14 protein-coding genes are annotated in these 15,610 nt (G+C 70.4%); 4 read left to right on the top strand and 10 right to left on the bottom strand.

From position 1 onward, the window contains the following. Window positions 1-14 precede the first annotated feature (14 nt). From LIV37_RS16940 to LIV37_RS16930, 3 genes are read right to left on the bottom strand one after another with little or no spacing between them, the layout of a single operon-like run. Complete coding sequence (locus tag LIV37_RS16940) at window positions 15-1,472, bottom strand: FAD-dependent monooxygenase (protein ID WP_020868349.1); 1,458 nt, start codon at window positions 1,470-1,472, stop codon at window positions 15-17. Window positions 1,473-1,514: 42 nt separating this feature from the next. Next, window positions 1,515-2,123, bottom strand: a complete 609-nt coding sequence (locus LIV37_RS16935) for an acyl-CoA-like ligand-binding transcription factor (RefSeq protein ID WP_020868348.1) — start codon at window positions 2,121-2,123, stop codon at window positions 1,515-1,517. 44 nt (window positions 2,124-2,167) lie between these two features. Beyond that, complete coding sequence (locus tag LIV37_RS16930) at window positions 2,168-2,623, bottom strand: ATP-binding protein (protein ID WP_020868347.1); 456 nt, start codon at window positions 2,621-2,623, stop codon at window positions 2,168-2,170. Window positions 2,624-2,811: 188 nt separating this feature from the next. Between LIV37_RS16930 and LIV37_RS16925 the strand changes: the two genes are divergently transcribed. Both LIV37_RS16925 and LIV37_RS16920 read left to right on the top strand, forming a co-directional pair. Continuing rightward, window positions 2,812-3,693, top strand: coding sequence for a helix-turn-helix domain-containing protein (locus LIV37_RS16925; protein WP_020868346.1), 882 nt, complete (start codon window positions 2,812-2,814; stop codon window positions 3,691-3,693). Then, window positions 3,694-3,885: a DUF397 domain-containing protein gene (locus LIV37_RS16920; RefSeq protein WP_020868345.1), complete on the top strand. Its 192-nt coding sequence runs from the start codon at window positions 3,694-3,696 to the stop codon at window positions 3,883-3,885. On the opposite strand, the gene pip is transcribed toward LIV37_RS16920, so the two are convergent. Together pip and LIV37_RS16910 are read right to left on the bottom strand one after the other, a co-directional pair. Further along, window positions 3,859-4,839: a prolyl aminopeptidase gene (gene pip, locus LIV37_RS16915; protein ID WP_020868344.1), complete on the bottom strand. Its 981-nt coding sequence runs from the start codon at window positions 4,837-4,839 to the stop codon at window positions 3,859-3,861. The genes LIV37_RS16920 and pip overlap by 27 nt on opposite strands. 104 nt (window positions 4,840-4,943) lie before the next feature. Further along, window positions 4,944-5,840, bottom strand: coding sequence for an NmrA family NAD(P)-binding protein (locus LIV37_RS16910; protein ID WP_243146223.1), 897 nt, complete (start codon window positions 5,838-5,840; stop codon window positions 4,944-4,946). A 99-nt stretch (window positions 5,841-5,939) separates the two neighbouring features. Here LIV37_RS16910 and LIV37_RS16905 point away from each other — a divergent pair, with 99 nt between their 5' ends. Further along, a complete protein-coding gene (locus tag LIV37_RS16905) occupies window positions 5,940-6,758 on the top strand; it encodes a TetR/AcrR family transcriptional regulator (protein WP_121825408.1) in 819 nt (272 codons plus the stop codon). Between the two features lie 57 nt (window positions 6,759-6,815). Here LIV37_RS16905 and LIV37_RS16900 read toward each other — a convergent pair whose 3' ends face one another. The 3 genes from LIV37_RS16900 to LIV37_RS16890 all read right to left on the bottom strand — a co-directional run bounded on the left by LIV37_RS16900 (window position 6,816) and on the right by LIV37_RS16890 (window position 10,270). Beyond that, the gene (locus LIV37_RS16900) at window positions 6,816-7,733 is read right to left on the bottom strand and encodes a carbohydrate ABC transporter permease (RefSeq protein ID WP_020868341.1); all 918 of its coding nucleotides are present in this window, start codon (window positions 7,731-7,733) and stop codon (window positions 6,816-6,818) included. Window positions 7,734-7,746: 13 nt separating this feature from the next. Next, entirely contained in the window at window positions 7,747-9,123 is a 1,377-nt protein-coding gene (locus LIV37_RS16895; RefSeq protein ID WP_020868340.1) for an ABC transporter substrate-binding protein, read from the bottom strand. Between the two features lie 136 nt (window positions 9,124-9,259). Next, window positions 9,260-10,270: a chitinase gene (locus LIV37_RS16890; RefSeq protein WP_020868339.1), complete on the bottom strand. Its 1,011-nt coding sequence runs from the start codon at window positions 10,268-10,270 to the stop codon at window positions 9,260-9,262. Window positions 10,271-10,569: 299 nt separating this feature from the next. Between LIV37_RS16890 and LIV37_RS16885 the strand changes: the two genes are divergently transcribed. Then, window positions 10,570-11,589, top strand: coding sequence for a GlxA family transcriptional regulator (locus tag LIV37_RS16885; protein ID WP_020868338.1), 1,020 nt, complete (start codon window positions 10,570-10,572; stop codon window positions 11,587-11,589). A 75-nt stretch (window positions 11,590-11,664) separates the two neighbouring features. On the opposite strand, the gene LIV37_RS16880 is transcribed toward LIV37_RS16885, so the two are convergent. Together LIV37_RS16880 and LIV37_RS16875 are read right to left on the bottom strand one after the other, a co-directional pair. Then, window positions 11,665-14,478: a multifunctional oxoglutarate decarboxylase/oxoglutarate dehydrogenase thiamine pyrophosphate-binding subunit/dihydrolipoyllysine-residue succinyltransferase subunit gene (locus LIV37_RS16880; RefSeq protein WP_121824854.1), complete on the bottom strand. Its 2,814-nt coding sequence runs from the start codon at window positions 14,476-14,478 to the stop codon at window positions 11,665-11,667. Further along, complete coding sequence (locus LIV37_RS16875; protein WP_121825409.1) at window positions 14,478-15,581, bottom strand: TDT family transporter; 1,104 nt, start codon at window positions 15,579-15,581, stop codon at window positions 14,478-14,480. Before LIV37_RS16875 ends, LIV37_RS16880 begins: the two co-directional genes overlap by 1 nt. Window positions 15,582-15,610 lie beyond the last annotated feature (29 nt).

Genomic DNA, 15,610 nt, shown 5'->3' with positions numbered 1-15,610 from the left:
GGGCCGCGGCGGGTTCAGGCGGCCCGGAACCAGGTGGCCAGGGCCTCGTGCAGCCCGTCGTTCGTGGTGCCCTGCCAGGCGACGTAGCAGTCGGGGCGGAGCAGCAGGGCGGTGTCGAGGCCGGGGACGGTCGCGGTGTCGACGTGGGGTGACCAGGGGCCCGGGTCGAGGGTGCCGGTGGGGTCCAGGAGGAGGGGGCGGGCGGCGCGGGTCAGGTCGCGGAGGCCCGGGAGGTCCGGGGCCCAGTGGCCGACGAGGGGGCCGGTGGCCGGGCCCATGGCGTAGGTGATGTCCGCGCCGGAGAGCAGCCCCGCGATGTGCTGCCGGGTGGTGGGCAGGTCGAGCAGTTCGCCGAACAGTTCGCGCAGCGCCGTCACATCGCCGCCCGGCCGGGTCAGCAGCGACTGCGCCTGGGTGTGCATGGCGACCCGCCGGGCCGCCGGGTGCCGCTCCGACTCGTACGTGTCGAGCAGCCCCTCCGCCGCGTGGCCGCGCACCTCGGCGGCCAGTTTCCAGCCGAGGTTCACCGCGTCCTGGAGGCCCAGGTTGAGCCCCGGGCCGCCGATCGCCGAGTGCACATGGGCGGCGTCGCCGAGCAGCAGGACGCGGCCCGCGCGGTACCGCTCGGCGATCCGGGTGTTGCCGCCGAAGAGCCGCCGCATCAGACGCGGTCCCGGCCCGGTCGGCGGGCCGAGTGCGATGTCCGCGCCGAGCACCCGGCGGGCGCTGGCCCGCAGCTCGTCCAGCGACGCCTCGCCCTCGACGGGCTGCCCCCATTCCACGGTGGTCAGCTTCGGGTCATCGTCCGGGGACGGCGCCCAGGCGATCAGCCCGCGCTCGGTCCGCAGATGCTGGTACGGCGGTATGACGCCGAAACCGGGCACGGTCAGCCCGCCATCGGCACCGATCGCGCCCGGGGACACGCTCACATGTGCGCTGCGCGACACCGAGTCGTCCGTCGTCACACCGGGGAACGCGATCCCGGCGAGCTTGCGGACCGCGCTGCGCCCGCCATCGGCGCCGACCACGAACTCCGCCTCGATCGGCGCCTGCTCGCGCAGCTCGACCGTCACCGACTTCTCGCCCTGTGTCAGGCCGATGACCTCGTGGCCACGGCGGATGTCGACGCCAAGCTCCGCCGCGCGCTCGGCGAGCATGCGCTCGATCCGGCGCTGCGGCACCAGGAGCGTGTAGAGCGGGTTGTCCGGCAGGTCGCTCAGGTGGAGCGGGAACGCGCCGAAGGTGAAGCGGGGCGCCGGTTCGGGCGCATGCTCGCCGGGCGCGGTCAGCCGCTCGTACAGTCCGCGCCGGTCGAGCATGCGGACGACCTGGCCCACCAGTCCGTTCGCACGCTGCTTGTCGTCCGGTTCGGTGAGACGTTCCAGGACGACCGGGCGCACACCGGCCAGGGCGAGTTCGCAGGCGAGCATCAGGCCGTTGGGCCCCGCGCCTGCGATGACGACCTCGATCATGAATTCCCCTTCGGGGCAGATTGGTTGGGGGCTTGCGGGGTCTTACGGGGTGGAAAGCCCCGCCGCGATCCGGGCGAGGGCGTCCGTGAGCAGGCGGCTCACCGGCACGGTCCCCTCGGTGCGGAGATGGTGGGCGATGGCGGTGTTGACCGCGCCCATGACCGCGGAAGCGACCAGGTGCGGGTACAGGTCCCGCTCCGGGTCGCCGCCGGTGCGTTCCGCGACGGCCGCCGCGATCTCGGCCTCGGCGACGGCCCCGGCCCGCAACATCTCGCCCCGCAGGGCCGGTTCCGCGACCATCACCCGCACACCCGCCGTCCACTGCGCGGCGTCCGCGACGGGCGGATCGACGGCCTCCGCCGCGTCCGGCACGAACTGCCGCAGCACGGATTCCGTGATCGCGTCCCACAGCGGCTCACCCGGCCGTACGCGCAACTCCTCCGCGACGCGCAAACACCGGTCGAGGTGGCGGAACGCGATGGCCTCGGCCTTGCTCGAGAAGTAGTTGTTGAACGTACGCGGCGAGACCCCGGCGGCCTCGGCGATGTCCTCCACCTTGACCTTGTCGAACCCACGCTCCACGGTCAGCCGCACCGCGGCCCAGCTGAGCGCGGCATGCGTCTGAGCCTTCTTCCGCTCTCGCAGTCCCATGCGGCGAGCGTAACAAAACGTGCGGGCTCCGCAAATATGCGGGCTCAGCAAGTTTTGGGTCGCGGCGCGGTCAGGTCCAGCTCGACCCAGATCTCCTTGCCGACGGTGCGTTCGCGGACACCCCAGCGGTCCGCGAGGGCGCGGACGATGAGCAGGCCGCGGCCGTGCGCGTCGCGGGGCGACGGGCGGCGGGGACGGGGGAGCCGCTCGCTCCGGGGGTCGGATACGGCGATCCGCAGGCGGGTTTTGGTGAGCGTGAGCTGCACGCGGAAGAGCCGCCCGGGTACGTGTCCGTGCCGCATGGCGTTGGTGGCCAGCTCGGACACGATGAGCGCCGTGTCGTCGGCGAGTGCGGGATGCCCCCAGTCGGCGATGAGTCGTGTGGCGTGCTGGCGGGCCCTGGTCACGCTTATCGGTGTCGGGACGTAGTCGACGCGGGCCTCCTGGACGACGGGGTCGCTGGGGTCCGGGATCCGGGGGTCTTGGGGCGCGAATGCCATCGCGTACCTCCAGTGGGCAGGGCAGGGCGGAGCACATCCGCCAACTGGCGTCCCTGTGCGAGCGGTTCATCACGGAAGGTAGTCCCCTTTCGTTCTACGAGGCAATCCGCTCGGGGAAATTTGTAACCGATCTTGCGTGCGGACTGTGCCTGTGCGCACACTGGGCGTAAAGCAGGGAGGATGCCGAGGTGGCAGAGGTGCAATCCGCGCAAGGGAGCCGCGTCTCAACGGTTCTGGGGCGGAAGCTTGGCGGGGAGCTTCTGCGACTGCGTACCACGGCCGGTTTGACGCAGGGTCAAGCCGCGAACGCCATCACCGCGTCCACGGGGAAGGTCGCCAAGATGGAGAGCGGCTGGGTGCCCATGCGTGAGCCGGACATCCGGGCGCTCTGCACGCTGTACGGCGCGAGCGATCCGGCGACGGTGGGCACGCTCCTGGAGTTGGCGCGCATCGACCGTGAGCGCCGCAAGGCCAAGGGCTGGTGGAACGATGTCCAGATCCCTGGTGCCATGAAGGAGTATGGGCCGCTGGAGAATGCCGCTACCGCGATCAAGGCGTGGCAGGTCTCCTATATTCCGGGCCTGCTCCAGACTCCTGGCTACATCCGAGCCCTACGGCGTACAGCGCTGCCGGACGAGCATCCCGAGGTGTTCGAGAGGTTCGTGACGGCGCGGCTCGCCCGGCAGCACAGGCTTTCCGGGCAGCCGCCGCTGTCGCTCTGGACGGTTATTCCCGAAGCCGCGCTGCGCATCGCGGCGTTCGATCCCGAGATGCTGCGGGATCAGTTGGCGACGCTCCTCGACTGGGGCGAGCGCCCCCATGTCACGCTCCAGATCCTTCCCTTCGGCGCAGGATTCGTCGAAGGGCTCAGCGGTTCGTTCAATGTGCTCTCGTTCGCCGAACCGGGAGCTATGGACGTGGTCTACGTGGAGTCGTCGTACTCGCACGTGTGGATCGAGGGTGGCGATGGCGCCGCCCGGCACGTGAGTATCTTCGAGAAGACCGCACAACGTGCCTTCCCCGAGCCCGAGTCGCGTGCGTTCCTGGAGCGACTCATCAAGGAACTCTGAGTGACACCCTTCGTTTTCCGGAAGTCGAGCTACAGCAACCCCCAGCTTGAATGCGTCGAGGTGGCCACGAACGTGCCCAACACCGTGGCGGTACGCGACTCCAAGGACCCGGAGGGTCGAATACTCCGCTTCACCCCCGCCGCCTGGGCGGACTTCCAGGGTTCCCTAATCCGGGAGCCCAACACGGTGTGACCGACCGAAGCGGGCAATCGCTTCCAGGACCGTGGCCCGCATCGTGGGGCTGCCCGTGTGACCCGAGTCGTCGATCACCTTCAGCTCGGCGTCCGGCCAGGCCTTGGACAGCTCCCACGCGCTCTGCAACGGGCTGCCCAGGTCGAGTCGCCCGTGGATCAGCACCGCGGGGATTCCGGCGAGCCGGTGCGCGTCACGGAGGAGTTGTCCGTCCTCGAGCCACGCGTCATGGGAGAAGTAGTGGGCGCAGATCCGGACGAAGGCCATCAGCGCGTCGTCGGTCTTGTCGCTGTAGTAGCCCGGATGCCCCAGTGTTTCGTGGGCGATGACGGCGTCCTCCCAAGCGCACCAGGCCCGCGTCGCCTCGACCCGGACGGCCTCGTCCGGGCTGTTCACCAGCCGGTCGTAGGCCGCGACGAGGCCGCCGCCCCGCTCCGCCTCCGGCACCGCGTCGCGGAACGTCTCCCAGGCGCCGGGCAACAGGCGCCCGACACCGCGGTAGAGCCAGTCGATCTCGTCCGGCCGGGTCATGGTGACGCCCGAGATGACGACCTCGGAGACCCGCTCGGGGTAGCGCTCGGCGTAGGCGAGGATCAGCGTCGAGCCCCAGGAGCCGCCGTAGAGGAGCCAGCGGTCGATGCCCAGGTGCTCGCGCAGTCGCTCCATATCGGCGATGAGGTGGTCGGTGGTGTTGTGCTCGAGGCTGACGGACGGGTCGGAGGCGTGCGGCAGGCTCTCACCGCAGCCACGCTGGTCGAACAGGACGATCCGGAAGACCTCGGGATCGAACATCCCACGAGCGCCGCGGCGCCCTCCGCTGCCGGGGCCGCCGTGCACCCACAGGGCCGCCTTCCCCTGGGGATTCCCGCTGGTCTCCCAGTAGATCCGGTTGCCGTCGCCGACCCCGAGGAGGCCGTGCGCGTACGGTTCGACGGGCGGGAACGGCTGGGCCATGGCGGTCTCCTCCTGAAGGCGCGAAAGGGCAACCTGGCGAGGCTAGTCGGAGGCTGATAGGGCGTCATCTGATTTCTCCCCGGCTCGGGTGGCCCTGTCGGCGGCTACGTGTTCAGCAGGGCTTTGAGGCGGGCCGTGCCGTGCCGGGTCAGCCAGTCCTCGAAGGTGAGCAGGCCGGGGTGGAGAGCGCGCAGGGAATCGATGTCGACCAAGGGGTAGATGCCGTCGTTGAGGGACTGGATGCCGCGGGCCGCCTCCTCGCTCTGGGCGCGTACGGCATCGAGGGGGATGTGGACGTACGGGACCTCCTGTCCGGTGGCCCGGCTGATGGCGGCGGCGGTCTCCGGCGGGGTGAGGGTGTCGCCCGCCAGGTCGAAGGCGCGGGAGCGGAAGCGGTCGGGGTCGTCGAAGGCGAGGGCGGCGAAGGCCGCGATGTCGGACAGCGCGATGAACTGCTGGCGGGTGTCCGGGTTGTAGGGGGTGGCCAGGGCCCCGCCCCGCAGACCCCAGGTGGGGTGGACGAGATTTTCCATGAAGGACGTGGGCCGCAGGACGGTCGCGGGCATGCCGATCGCGCCGATGTGCTCCTCGATGCGCCGCTTGCTCTCCAGCGTCGACAGCCCGCTGTTGACGTCGGCGCCGAACGCGGAGGCGTAGACGAGGAGTTGGGCCCCGGCCGCCAGCGCCGCGTCCGCCACGTTCCTGCCCCGCCGTACCTCGTCGTCGGGGCCGTATTCCGCGGGCAGGCCCGGCATACCGGGGGTGGGCTGGACGCTGAAGACGCCGTGGGCTCCGCGGGCCGCCGCGTCGAGCGAGGCGCGGTCGTCCAGGTCGCCCGCGACCAATTCGGCGCCCGCCGAGGCGAGGGCGACCGCCGCGGGGCTGGTGGTGTCCCGGGTGAGCGCGCGTACGTGGCGGCCGTCCGCGAGCAGTCGCCTCGCGGTGGCACCACCCTGCTGACCGGTCGCGCCGGTCACCAGGATGGTTCGCTTCGACGTCATGGGGGTCATGGTGGAGGGCTCCCGAGTAGAATCGGAACGAGTGACCCGGTTAACGTACCGGAATGGCTGACCCGCTTGTCAATCAGGGAGACGGAGACGATGAGGGAAGCGGCGCACGGCGCGGCAGAGGGGGAAGGGCTGTCTCCGGAGGGGTTGCCCCCGGGCGTGCTGCCCTCGCGCGCCGACGCGCGGCGGAACAGGGCGCGGGTGCTGGCCGCGGCCAGGGCCTCGTTCGCGGCGGAGGGCCGCATGGCGCCGCTCGGCGCCATCGCCGCGCGGGCCGGGGTGGGCGCCGGGACGGTGTACCGCCACTTCCCCTCCAAGGAAGACCTTTTCGAAGCGGTGATCGCTGACAGCGTGGAGCGGTTCGTCACCGAGGGGTGGGAGTTGGCCGTGGCGGAGGACCCGGGGGCGGCGTTCTTCGGCTTCCTGGAGCGCGTGGTCGGCGAGGCGTCGCTCAACCGTGCGCTGTGCGAGGCCTTCGCCCGGGAGGCGCCCGGCCGCGTCCCCGACGCGACGGCGGCCGGTGCCGGGCACGAGTTCGGTGACGTGCTGAGTGTACTGCTCCGGCGTTCCCAGGAGGCCGGGGCGGTCAGGGCGGATGTCGAGGTGTCGGACGTGCGGGCGCTGGTGGCGGGGTGTGCGGCCATGGAGCAGGGGCGCGGCCCCGGCGCCGGGGTGCTGACGGCGGTGATGTGCGACGGACTGCGGGCGGAGCGTGCCGTAACGAAATCCCATAACGTAACGGAGGAGGTGCGCGGTGGAGCCGCCGTTACGCGTGACGAAATGGATCGTTGCGGAATGTGCGGTGGCCCGCTGCCCGGCGATCGCACCAGCCGCGCGGGCCGCCCCGCGCGGTTCTGCGGGGCGGCATGCAGACAGAAGGCATACCGGCGGCGCACCCGCGCCAGTGGCTGACCGCCTGCCCGTGACCGTTCGTACCCGGGCCCGGCCTCGGCGTGCCGACGGAGGGGCTCAGACCTCCTCGCGCATCAGCCGCAGATACACCACCGAGAACACCGCGCCCACCAGCAGCAACAGCAGTGCCACCGCCGTGCCGTAGCCGATCAGGGACTTGTTGAACGCCTGGTCGTACATGAAGACCGGGAGGGTCTGGCTGCGGTTTCCGGGGCCGCCTCGGGTCATGGCCCAGATGAGGCCGAACACCGACAGCGTCTGGAGGGTGTTCAGCATCAGATTGGTGCCGATGGAGCGGCGGATCATCGGCAGGGTGATGTGCCAGAAGCGGCCGAGGCCGCCGGCGCCGTCGACCTCCGCCGCCTCGGTGATCTCCTTGGGGATCTCGGACAGCGCGGCGGAGTAGACGAGCATCGAGAAGGCTGTGCCGCGCCAGACGTTGGCGAAGGAGACGGCGAGGATGGGCAGGGTGTAGAGCCAGTTCTGGGACGGCAGGCCCAGCCAGTCCAGCAGCGCGTTGAGCGTGCCCTCACGGCGGAAGAACGCGTACAGCAGGAAGCCCGCCACGATCTCGGGGACGACCCAGGCCGCGATGACGATCGAGCCGGTCAGTGTCCGCACCGGCCGGGAGGCGCGCTGCATCAGGGCGGCCAGGGCCAGGCCGAGGGTGTTCTGGCCGACGAGGGAGGAGAGGAGGGTGAAGACGAGGGTGAGGACGACCGCGTTGCGGAAGTCGTCGTCCCCGAAGGCGCGCTGGAAGTTGTCCAGGCCCACGAAGTCCGTGGAGGACGCGCCCGTGAGCTGCATGTTCGTGAAGGCGATATAGACGCAGTAGGCGATCGGGCCACCGAGGAAGAGCAGCAGCATGACGGTGGCGGGGGCGAGCGGGAGCCAGCGCAGGGGGCGGCCGCGACGGGGGCCCGGCCGGGCCGGGGTCTCCGTCGGGGCCGCCGCCACCTTGGTCGCGGTTGCCATCGGGGGTCGGCCCTCAGCCCTGGCCGCCCGCCGCCACCGTGGCGCCGTCGGCGATGGACTTCAGCTGGTCGTCGTAGGACTTCGCGGCCTTCTCCGGTGAGGTGTCACCCGTGGTCGCCGCCTCCATCGCCTCGCCGATCGCCGTGGAGACCTGCGGATAGACGGGGGTGGTGGGGCGGTAGTGGGTGTTCTTCACCAGGCCCGTGAAGAAGGTGATCCCGGGCATGGACGAGGTGTACTTCGGGTCCTGTGCGACGTCCTTACGGACCGCGATCTGCGCGTCGACGATGTCCCAGGTGACCGCGTTGTCCTTGGTCTGGAGCCGCTCGATGAACTTCCAGGCCAGATCCGGGTTCTTGGACTTCGCGGTGATCGCCCACGTCCAGCCGCCGGACATGCTGACCTTGCCGGGCGCCTGGCCGTGCTGTGTGGGCATCGGGGCCTGGCCGAGGGTCTTGGACCACTCGGGCCAGGGCTTGCCGCCGGTCTTCAGCCAGTTCTGGCCGAGCCAGGAGCCGTCGAGGGCGATGGCCAGCTTGCCCTCGGGGAGCCATTCGCTGAAGACGGTGGTGCCCACGTTGGGGTCGAGGGCGTCGGAGATGTCCGGGCCCAGCTTCTGCGAGTAGACGGTCTTGAGGAAGCCGAGGGCGTCGCTGAACCCCTTGCCGCCGGTGACCCACTTCTTGGCGCCGGGATCGTAGAGCGGGTTCCCGCCCGCCTCGCCCGTGCCGTACAGCAGCATCTCGAAGCCCTGCATCACGGAGGTCTCGCCCGGGGCCTTGCCGGTGTAGACGTTGAGCGGGGTGACGCCGGGGACCTTCTTCTTGATCGTGCGCGCCGCTTCGAGGATCTCGTTCCAGTTCTTGGGCGACCAGTCGGCGGGCAGCCCGGCCTTGGCGAAGATCTTCTTGTTGAACCACAGGCCGCGGGTGTCGGTGCCGTCCGGGACGCCGTACGTCTTGCCGTCCTCGGCCTTGGCCGCGGCCTTGGCGGTGTCGACGAACTGGTCCCAGGTCTTCCATTTGTCCAGATAGTCGTCGAGGGGGCGCAGATAGCCCGCCTTGATGTCGGAGTTGATCCGGAAGGTGTCCTCGTAGACCAGGTCAGGGGCGGTCTTCGGGGACCGCATCATCTGCTGGACCTTGGTGGCGTAGTCGTTGTCCTGCGCCTGGATCGGGATCAGCTTGACCTTCTTGCCGGGGTTGGCCTTCTCGAACTGCTTCTTGACCTCGGCCAGATGGTTGTCCTTGAAGCGGATCTTGTTGTCGGTGGAGCGGTTGTAGGCGACCTTGACGGTGTCCGGGTCGCTGCCCGAACCGCCACCGCAGGATGTGAGTCCGGCGGTGGCGGCGAGGGTGGCGGCGAGGATCAGTGGGGCGGTGGGGCGCACGGGCACGACCTCCTTGCTGGCCTCTGTGGGCTGCGGGCTGACCGTAAGGTCGGCTTCAACGGAAGGTCAATCCCCGTGACCTGGATGGTCACTTGATCGAACGCCGCCCGGCGGGCGGATGGGGCCCGGTTCGGCGTCAGCCGTTGTAGCCCGCGAGCGCCTTCGTGAAGTCGTACGTGCCCTGGTCGATACCGCTGCACGCGTCCCCGTCCGTGCCGGAGCCGCACTTGCGGTCGCGGTTGAGCGACCAGAAGCTGACGCGGGCCAGGTGGTGGCTCTTGGCGTAGGAGACCATGTCCTTGAAGTTGTTCAGGGATATGGTCTCGCCCGCGACATCGGTCTTGCCGTTCATCGAGGAGAAGCCGACCTTGCGGTAGGCGGCGTCGGAGGAGAGGCCGTACGCGCTCGCCACCGTGTTCTTCAGGCCGTCCACCGCGGACTTGGTGGCCGCCGCCATGTCGATCGAGCCCTGGCCGAAGTCGAACGGCATGACCGCCCAGCCGTCCACGTCGAGCCCGGCGGTGGCACCGCGCTTGACCAGGTCCTTCCCATTGGAGTCGGGGCCGCTCGTGGTGGTGCCGAAGGTGATGTACACCTTGATGCCGCTGTTCTTCTGCTTGACCGTCTTGAGCGCGTCGATCACCCGCTGGCGGACCGTCGCGTTCTCGAACTCGGTCGACTCGATGTCGATGTCGATCGACTTGAGCTTGTACGCGTCGATGACCTTCTGGTACGCCCCGGCGAGCGCGGACGCGGAGGAGCACTTCTCGCCCAGCTTGTTACCGCTCCAGCCGCCGAAGGAGACGGTGACATCGCCGCCCGCCGAGCGGATGGAGTTGATCGTCGACTGGTCGTTGCCGCCGGTGAGCGCGCGGGAGCCGTCCCACTTGGGGTTGCAGCCGCCGTCGGACAGCATGAAGGCCATCGTGAACTGCTGGGTGCCGGTGGCCGACATGACGTCCGTGGCCTTGGGCGGGGAGCCCCAACCCAGGTACAGGTAGGGGCCGTTGAGCCCGCTGGGGGCGGCGGCGGGGTGCGCCGCCCGCGGTGCGGCCTGGGCGGTGGCCGCCGTGGCGGCGCCCGCGCCGAGCAGGCCGATGGCGGCGGCGAGGGCGAGTCTGCGGTGCGTCGGCTTGGAAAGAGGCATGGCTGATGGAGCCTCCTGGGTGGGGGGTGGGAGGAAGTCGAGCGAGGCTGAACCTAGCGAGGCGGCATGGCCGCGACAAGATGTCGGATAGGAAACTTTCCTATCGGGCTCGCGGGCGGCTGGGAGGACGCGCCTCCCAGCAGGGAGGACACCGGTCGTAGCCCCGGTCGTGGCCGCGGTCGGAGACTGACCGCAGGAGGGGCGCCCCCGATCCGTCCTGGAACTGGAACGCTCGCCGACCGGCGCTCAACGGTCGCCGGTGTCCGCCCGCCCCCTCCGCGTACGGCCGGAGGCAACCGATGAACCACCAGCGCCCAGCGAGGGGCCCGCTCACCGTGACGGTGTTCGTCTTCCCGGGGGTGCGGCTGCTCGATGTGACCGGCCCCATCGAGGTGTTCGCCTCGGCGAACGGGTTCGGCGGGCGCTATCGGGTGCGGACCGCGTCCGGGGACGGGGCGGAAGTGATCACCTCCGCCGGGACCCGCCTCGGCGCCGACCTGCGGGTCGATGATGTGCGTGAGCCGAGCGACGTCCTGGTGATCCCGGGCGGTCCGGAATGGGAAACGCTGATCAAGGACGAGGCGCTCCTGGACGTCGTCCGGCGACTGCATGAGAAGGCCCGCTGTACGGCGTCGGTGTGCACGGGGGCGTTTCTGCTGGCGGCGGCCGGACTGCTGGACGGGCGTCGCGCCACGACGCACTGGCGGCACTCACGGCAACTGGCCTCCCGTTTTCCGTCCGTGTGGGTCAAACCGGACGCCATCTTCGTGCGGGACGGGCGAATGATGACCTCGGCCGCTGTCAGCGCGGGCATCGACCTCTCCCTGGCGCTGGTCGAAGATCATTACGGTGCGGAGGTCGCCCGGGCGGTCGCCAAGGACATGGTCGTCTTCATGCAACGGCCCGGGAGCCAGTCCCAGTTCAGCGTCCGCTCCCAGGTCCCGCACTCCCGTCGGGAGACGCTCCGCCGGGTGCTGGACGAGGTCGCGGAGAACCCCGGGACCAACCACACGCTGTCGGCCATGGCACGCAAGGCGGGCGTCAGCGTCCGTCACATGACCCGGCTCTTCGACGAAGAGGTGGGAACCACCCCGGCCCGGTATGTGGAGCAGGTCCGGTTGGAGGCCGCCCAGGTGCTGCTGGAGACGGGCGATGACGCCATGGCGGTGGTGGCGCGGCGTACCGGGTTCGGCTCGCCCGAGTCGATGCGCAGGGCATTCGTACGGCACCTGGGTGTGACGCCTGGTGCGTACCGGACCAGTTTCCGCACGACCGGCGTGGGCGCGGAGCATTCGGCGCCCGAAGCCGTCTCGCCGTAGTCGGGGCGCGCCGGGCCCCTCCGGCGGCGTGGCGGGCCGCGTGGTCAGCCTCCCGTGGCGTGGCGGGCCGCGTGGTCAGCGGAAAGCGGATGCCACAAGTTCCTTCTGCTCGGCGGCGTGCCGCCGGGCGGAGCCCACGGCCGGGGCCGGCGCCGGGGGTCGGCTGACGCATCCGATGGGACGGTTCGCCGACCGCCGCACCCGCGGCCCCACGAAGGACCAGGCGCCTTGGTTCTCCGGCTCCTCCTGCACCCACCGCACCTCGGCACCGGCGGGGAAACGGGCGAGTTCCGCGCCGAGCTCCCGCTCCGGGAACGGGTAGAGACGCTCCACGCGGACGATCGCGGTGTCCGGCGGGTTCGAGCTTCGCCGGTGGGCGTCCAGGTCGTAGAAGACCTTGCCCGAGCACACCAGTACCCGCCCGGTGCGGGCGGCGTCGGCCGTCTCGTCCGGCAGGACCGCGCGGAACCCGCCCGTGGTGAGCTCCGTCAGCGTGGAGGTGGCCGCCTTCAGCCGCAGCATCGACTTCGGAGTGAACACGACCAGTGGCCTTCTGCGTTCGCGCGCACCGAGCGCTTGCTGCCTGAGCAGGTGGAAGTAGTTGCCGGGCAGGGACGGCATGGCGACGCTCATGTTCCCCTGCGCGCACAGTTGGAGGAACCGCTCGATCCGGCCGGAGGAGTGGTCCGGTCCCTGGCCCTCCAGGCCGTGCGGCAGCAGCAGCGTCACCCCGGAGCGCTGCCCCCATTTCTGTTCTGATGACGCGATGTACTCGTCGACGACGGTCTGGGCGCCGTTGGCGAAGTCGCCGAACTGCGCCTCCCACAGCACCAGGGCGTCGGGCCGCGCCAGGGAGTAGCCGTACTCGAAGGCCAGCGCCGCCAGTTCGGACAGCATCGAGTCGTAGGGCGCGAAGTCAGCGGCCGGGGCGCCGAGGGAGCTCAGCGGTGTGTACTCGACGCCGGTGTGCCGGTCGGTGAGCACGACGTGCCGCTGCCCGAACGTGCCCCGGCGGGAGTCCTGCCCGGACAGCCGTACCGGAACCCCGTCCAGCACCAGGGAGCCGATGGCGAGGGTTTCCGCGGTGGCCCAGTCGATCGTTCCCGCGTCCAGCATCGCGGCACGTCGGCGCAGCTGCGGCAGTACGCGCGGGTGCACGGTGAAGTCCTGCGGCGGAGTGGTCTGGGCCGCGATCACGTGCCGGGCGGTCGCCTCGGTGATCGCGGTGGGCGCTTGAGGGGCGGCCGTGTCCTCGGCATCCGCGGGAGCGACGGCCGTGTCCTCGGTGTCCCCGGGGACGGCCCGTGCCGGGGAGCGGCCGGGGGCCGACAGGGCCTGGGTTTCGACGAAGGCATGCTCGAGGCGTTCCCGGTAGTCCCGCAGGGCGCCTTCCACCTGCCGTTCGCTGATGTCTCCCCGGCGGATCAGCGCCTCGGCGTACAGCTTGCGCACCGAAGGCCTGGCGACGATGCGGTCGTACATCGCCGGCTGCGTGATGGACGGATCGTCGACCTCGCTGTGACCGTGGCGCCGGTAGCAGATCAGATCGATGACCACGTCCTTGTGGAACGCCTGGCGGTAGTCGAAGGCCAGCCGTGCGATGCGGACGACGGCCTCGGGGTCGTCCCCGTTGACGTGGAAGATCGGGGCTTCGATGGTCCGTGCCGCATCGGTGGCGTAGCCGCTCGTACGGCCGTAGGCGGGTGAGGTCGTGAAGCCGAGTTGGTTGTTGATGACGATGTGCACCGTCCCCCCGGTGCGGTAGCCGGGCAGCTGTGACATGTTCAGTGTCTCGCCGACCACACCCTGACCGGCGAACGCGGCATCCCCGTGGACGACGATGGGCAGCACGGGGAAGGTGGCGGCACCGTCCGCGGCCATCTCCTGCTTGGCGCGGACCACTCCCTGGGCCACCGGCCCCACGATCTCCAGATGCGAGGGGTTCGCCACGACGGAGACGGCGATGGTGCCGCCGTTCAGGGCGCGATAGGTTCCCTCCGCGCCGAGGTGGTACTTCACATCCCCGGATCCCTGGACCGACCGGATGTCCACCGCGTCCTCGAACTCGTGGAATATCTCCGCGTAGGACTTGCCGACGATGTTGGCGAGCACGTTGAGCCGGCCGCGGTGTGCCATACCGATGACGGCTTCCCTCACCCCGGTCCTGATGGAGCGGTGCAGCAGGGCGTCCAGCAGCACGATCGCGGACTCGCCGCCTTCGAGCGAATACCGTTTCTGGCCGACGTATTTGGTGTGCAGGAACGTCTCCAGGGCCTCCGCCGCGCCCAGCCGGTAGAGGATCTGCAATTGTTCGGCGCGGTCCGCCCCGGGGTGCGGCGATTCGATCCGCCGCTGGACCCAGCGACGCTCCTCGGCGCTCTGGATGTGCATGTACTGGGTGCCGACGGTCCCGCAGTAGGACTCCCGCAGGACCCGCAGCACGTCGCGAAGGGACATGGTGACCTGCCCGGCGAAGCCGTCGACCACGAACGTCCGCTCCAGATCCTCGTCGCCGAGTCCGAACGCCATGATGTCGAGCTCCGGATGCGAGCCCCCGCGCTCCGCTGTGAGCGGATCGGTGTCGGCCATCAGATGTCCGCGCACGCGATACGCGTGGATGAGCGCCGCGACGCGGACCGCCTTCACCGCGTGGTCACCCACCGTGCCGGAGTCGTGACGCCCTTGGTCGGTCGCGGGGGCGGAGGAGGTGAAGAGGTCCCGCCACGCCTGGTCGACCGAGCCCGGGTCATGGAGATACCGCTCGTGCTGCTCCTCGACAAGCCACTCGTTGAGGCCGAATTCCAGCTCGTACGACTGTGTCATGCCATCCACGCTAAAACAGCCGGAAAGATAAGAAAGACGGGTGAATATGACATAGCGGCGGCACATCAGGACATGTCGCCTGCCGGGTCGAGCAGGAGGTGCCGGGCGGCATGGCGCAAGGAGTGGCCGGTCACCACCACCCAGGCGGTGACGAGCAGCCCGTAGAACGCCACGGCGAGCCAGCCGAACATCTCCGAACCGGTCCGTGCCGCGAGGGCGCCGGTGGCCGTCACACAGGCGCCGGCCGGGAAGATGAAGGACCACCACGTGGGTGCGAACGGCAGCCCGGCCCGGATCGTCCGTACGGTCAGTCCCGTGGCCAGCGCCGCCCACAGCATGGCGAAGCCCCACACCACGACCCCGCCCAGCAGCGCGAACACCTCGGTGCCCCGAGCGTAGGGCGCGGGCAGCGCGCTCGGTGCCACCGAGGCCAGCGCGCCGAGGGCCGTCACCGCCTGGCCCAACGCCCCCACCCCGATCCACACCGTGGGCACCACCGCTCCGGTGGGGGCCTCATGGTGCACCAGACGGCCGTAAATCATGGCCAGCACCAGCAGCGCCGCGACCAGGCCGAGCCCGAGCATCGCGTAGCAGCCCAGCAGCAGGGCGAGCCGCGACTGCCCCGCCGGGGCGTGAGGCACGAGCAGCGCGCCCGTCGCGGCCGAGACCATCGGCGGCACCACCGGCATCAGCCAGCCCCCGAACGCCGCGTCCGGTGTGAAGCGATGCCGGGTGACCATCAGATAGGGCACCGTGCAGGCCGTGACCAGACCGAGCGCGGTACCGAGCGACCACAGCGCCCAGGCCACGCCCAGCGCCGTCTCCGTCCCGATCAGCGGGCGGCCGAGCAGCAGCGCCCCGGAACCCACCGTGAGCAGCGCCATCGGCGGCGCGCCGAAGAACTGGGCGGTCACCGGATCACCGGCGTGCGAGCGCAGCGCCCGCTGCCGTAGGTAGCCGACGGCCAGCAGGGCCAGCAGGAGCGCGGCGCCCAGCCAGATCACCGTGGCGGCGGTCCGCAGCATGTGCGAGCTCCGCGGCAGGGTGACCGCCGCATTGGCGACGATGCCGGTGCCCATCACGGCCGCGAACCAACCGGGGCCGAGGAGCGGACGCCTCTCGCTGGGTGTCGTAGGCGCCAAAGGGCCCGCGCACGGGGAACGATTCATGCCGCAAACGTAGGCGTGGATCAAGGCGG

Source organism: Streptomyces rapamycinicus NRRL 5491, from assembly GCF_024298965.1.
GTDB classification, from domain to species: domain Bacteria; phylum Actinomycetota; class Actinomycetes; order Streptomycetales; family Streptomycetaceae; genus Streptomyces; species Streptomyces rapamycinicus.
Note: the sequence above shows the minus strand (reverse complement) of the source record. Positions and strands in the feature narration are given on the sequence as shown.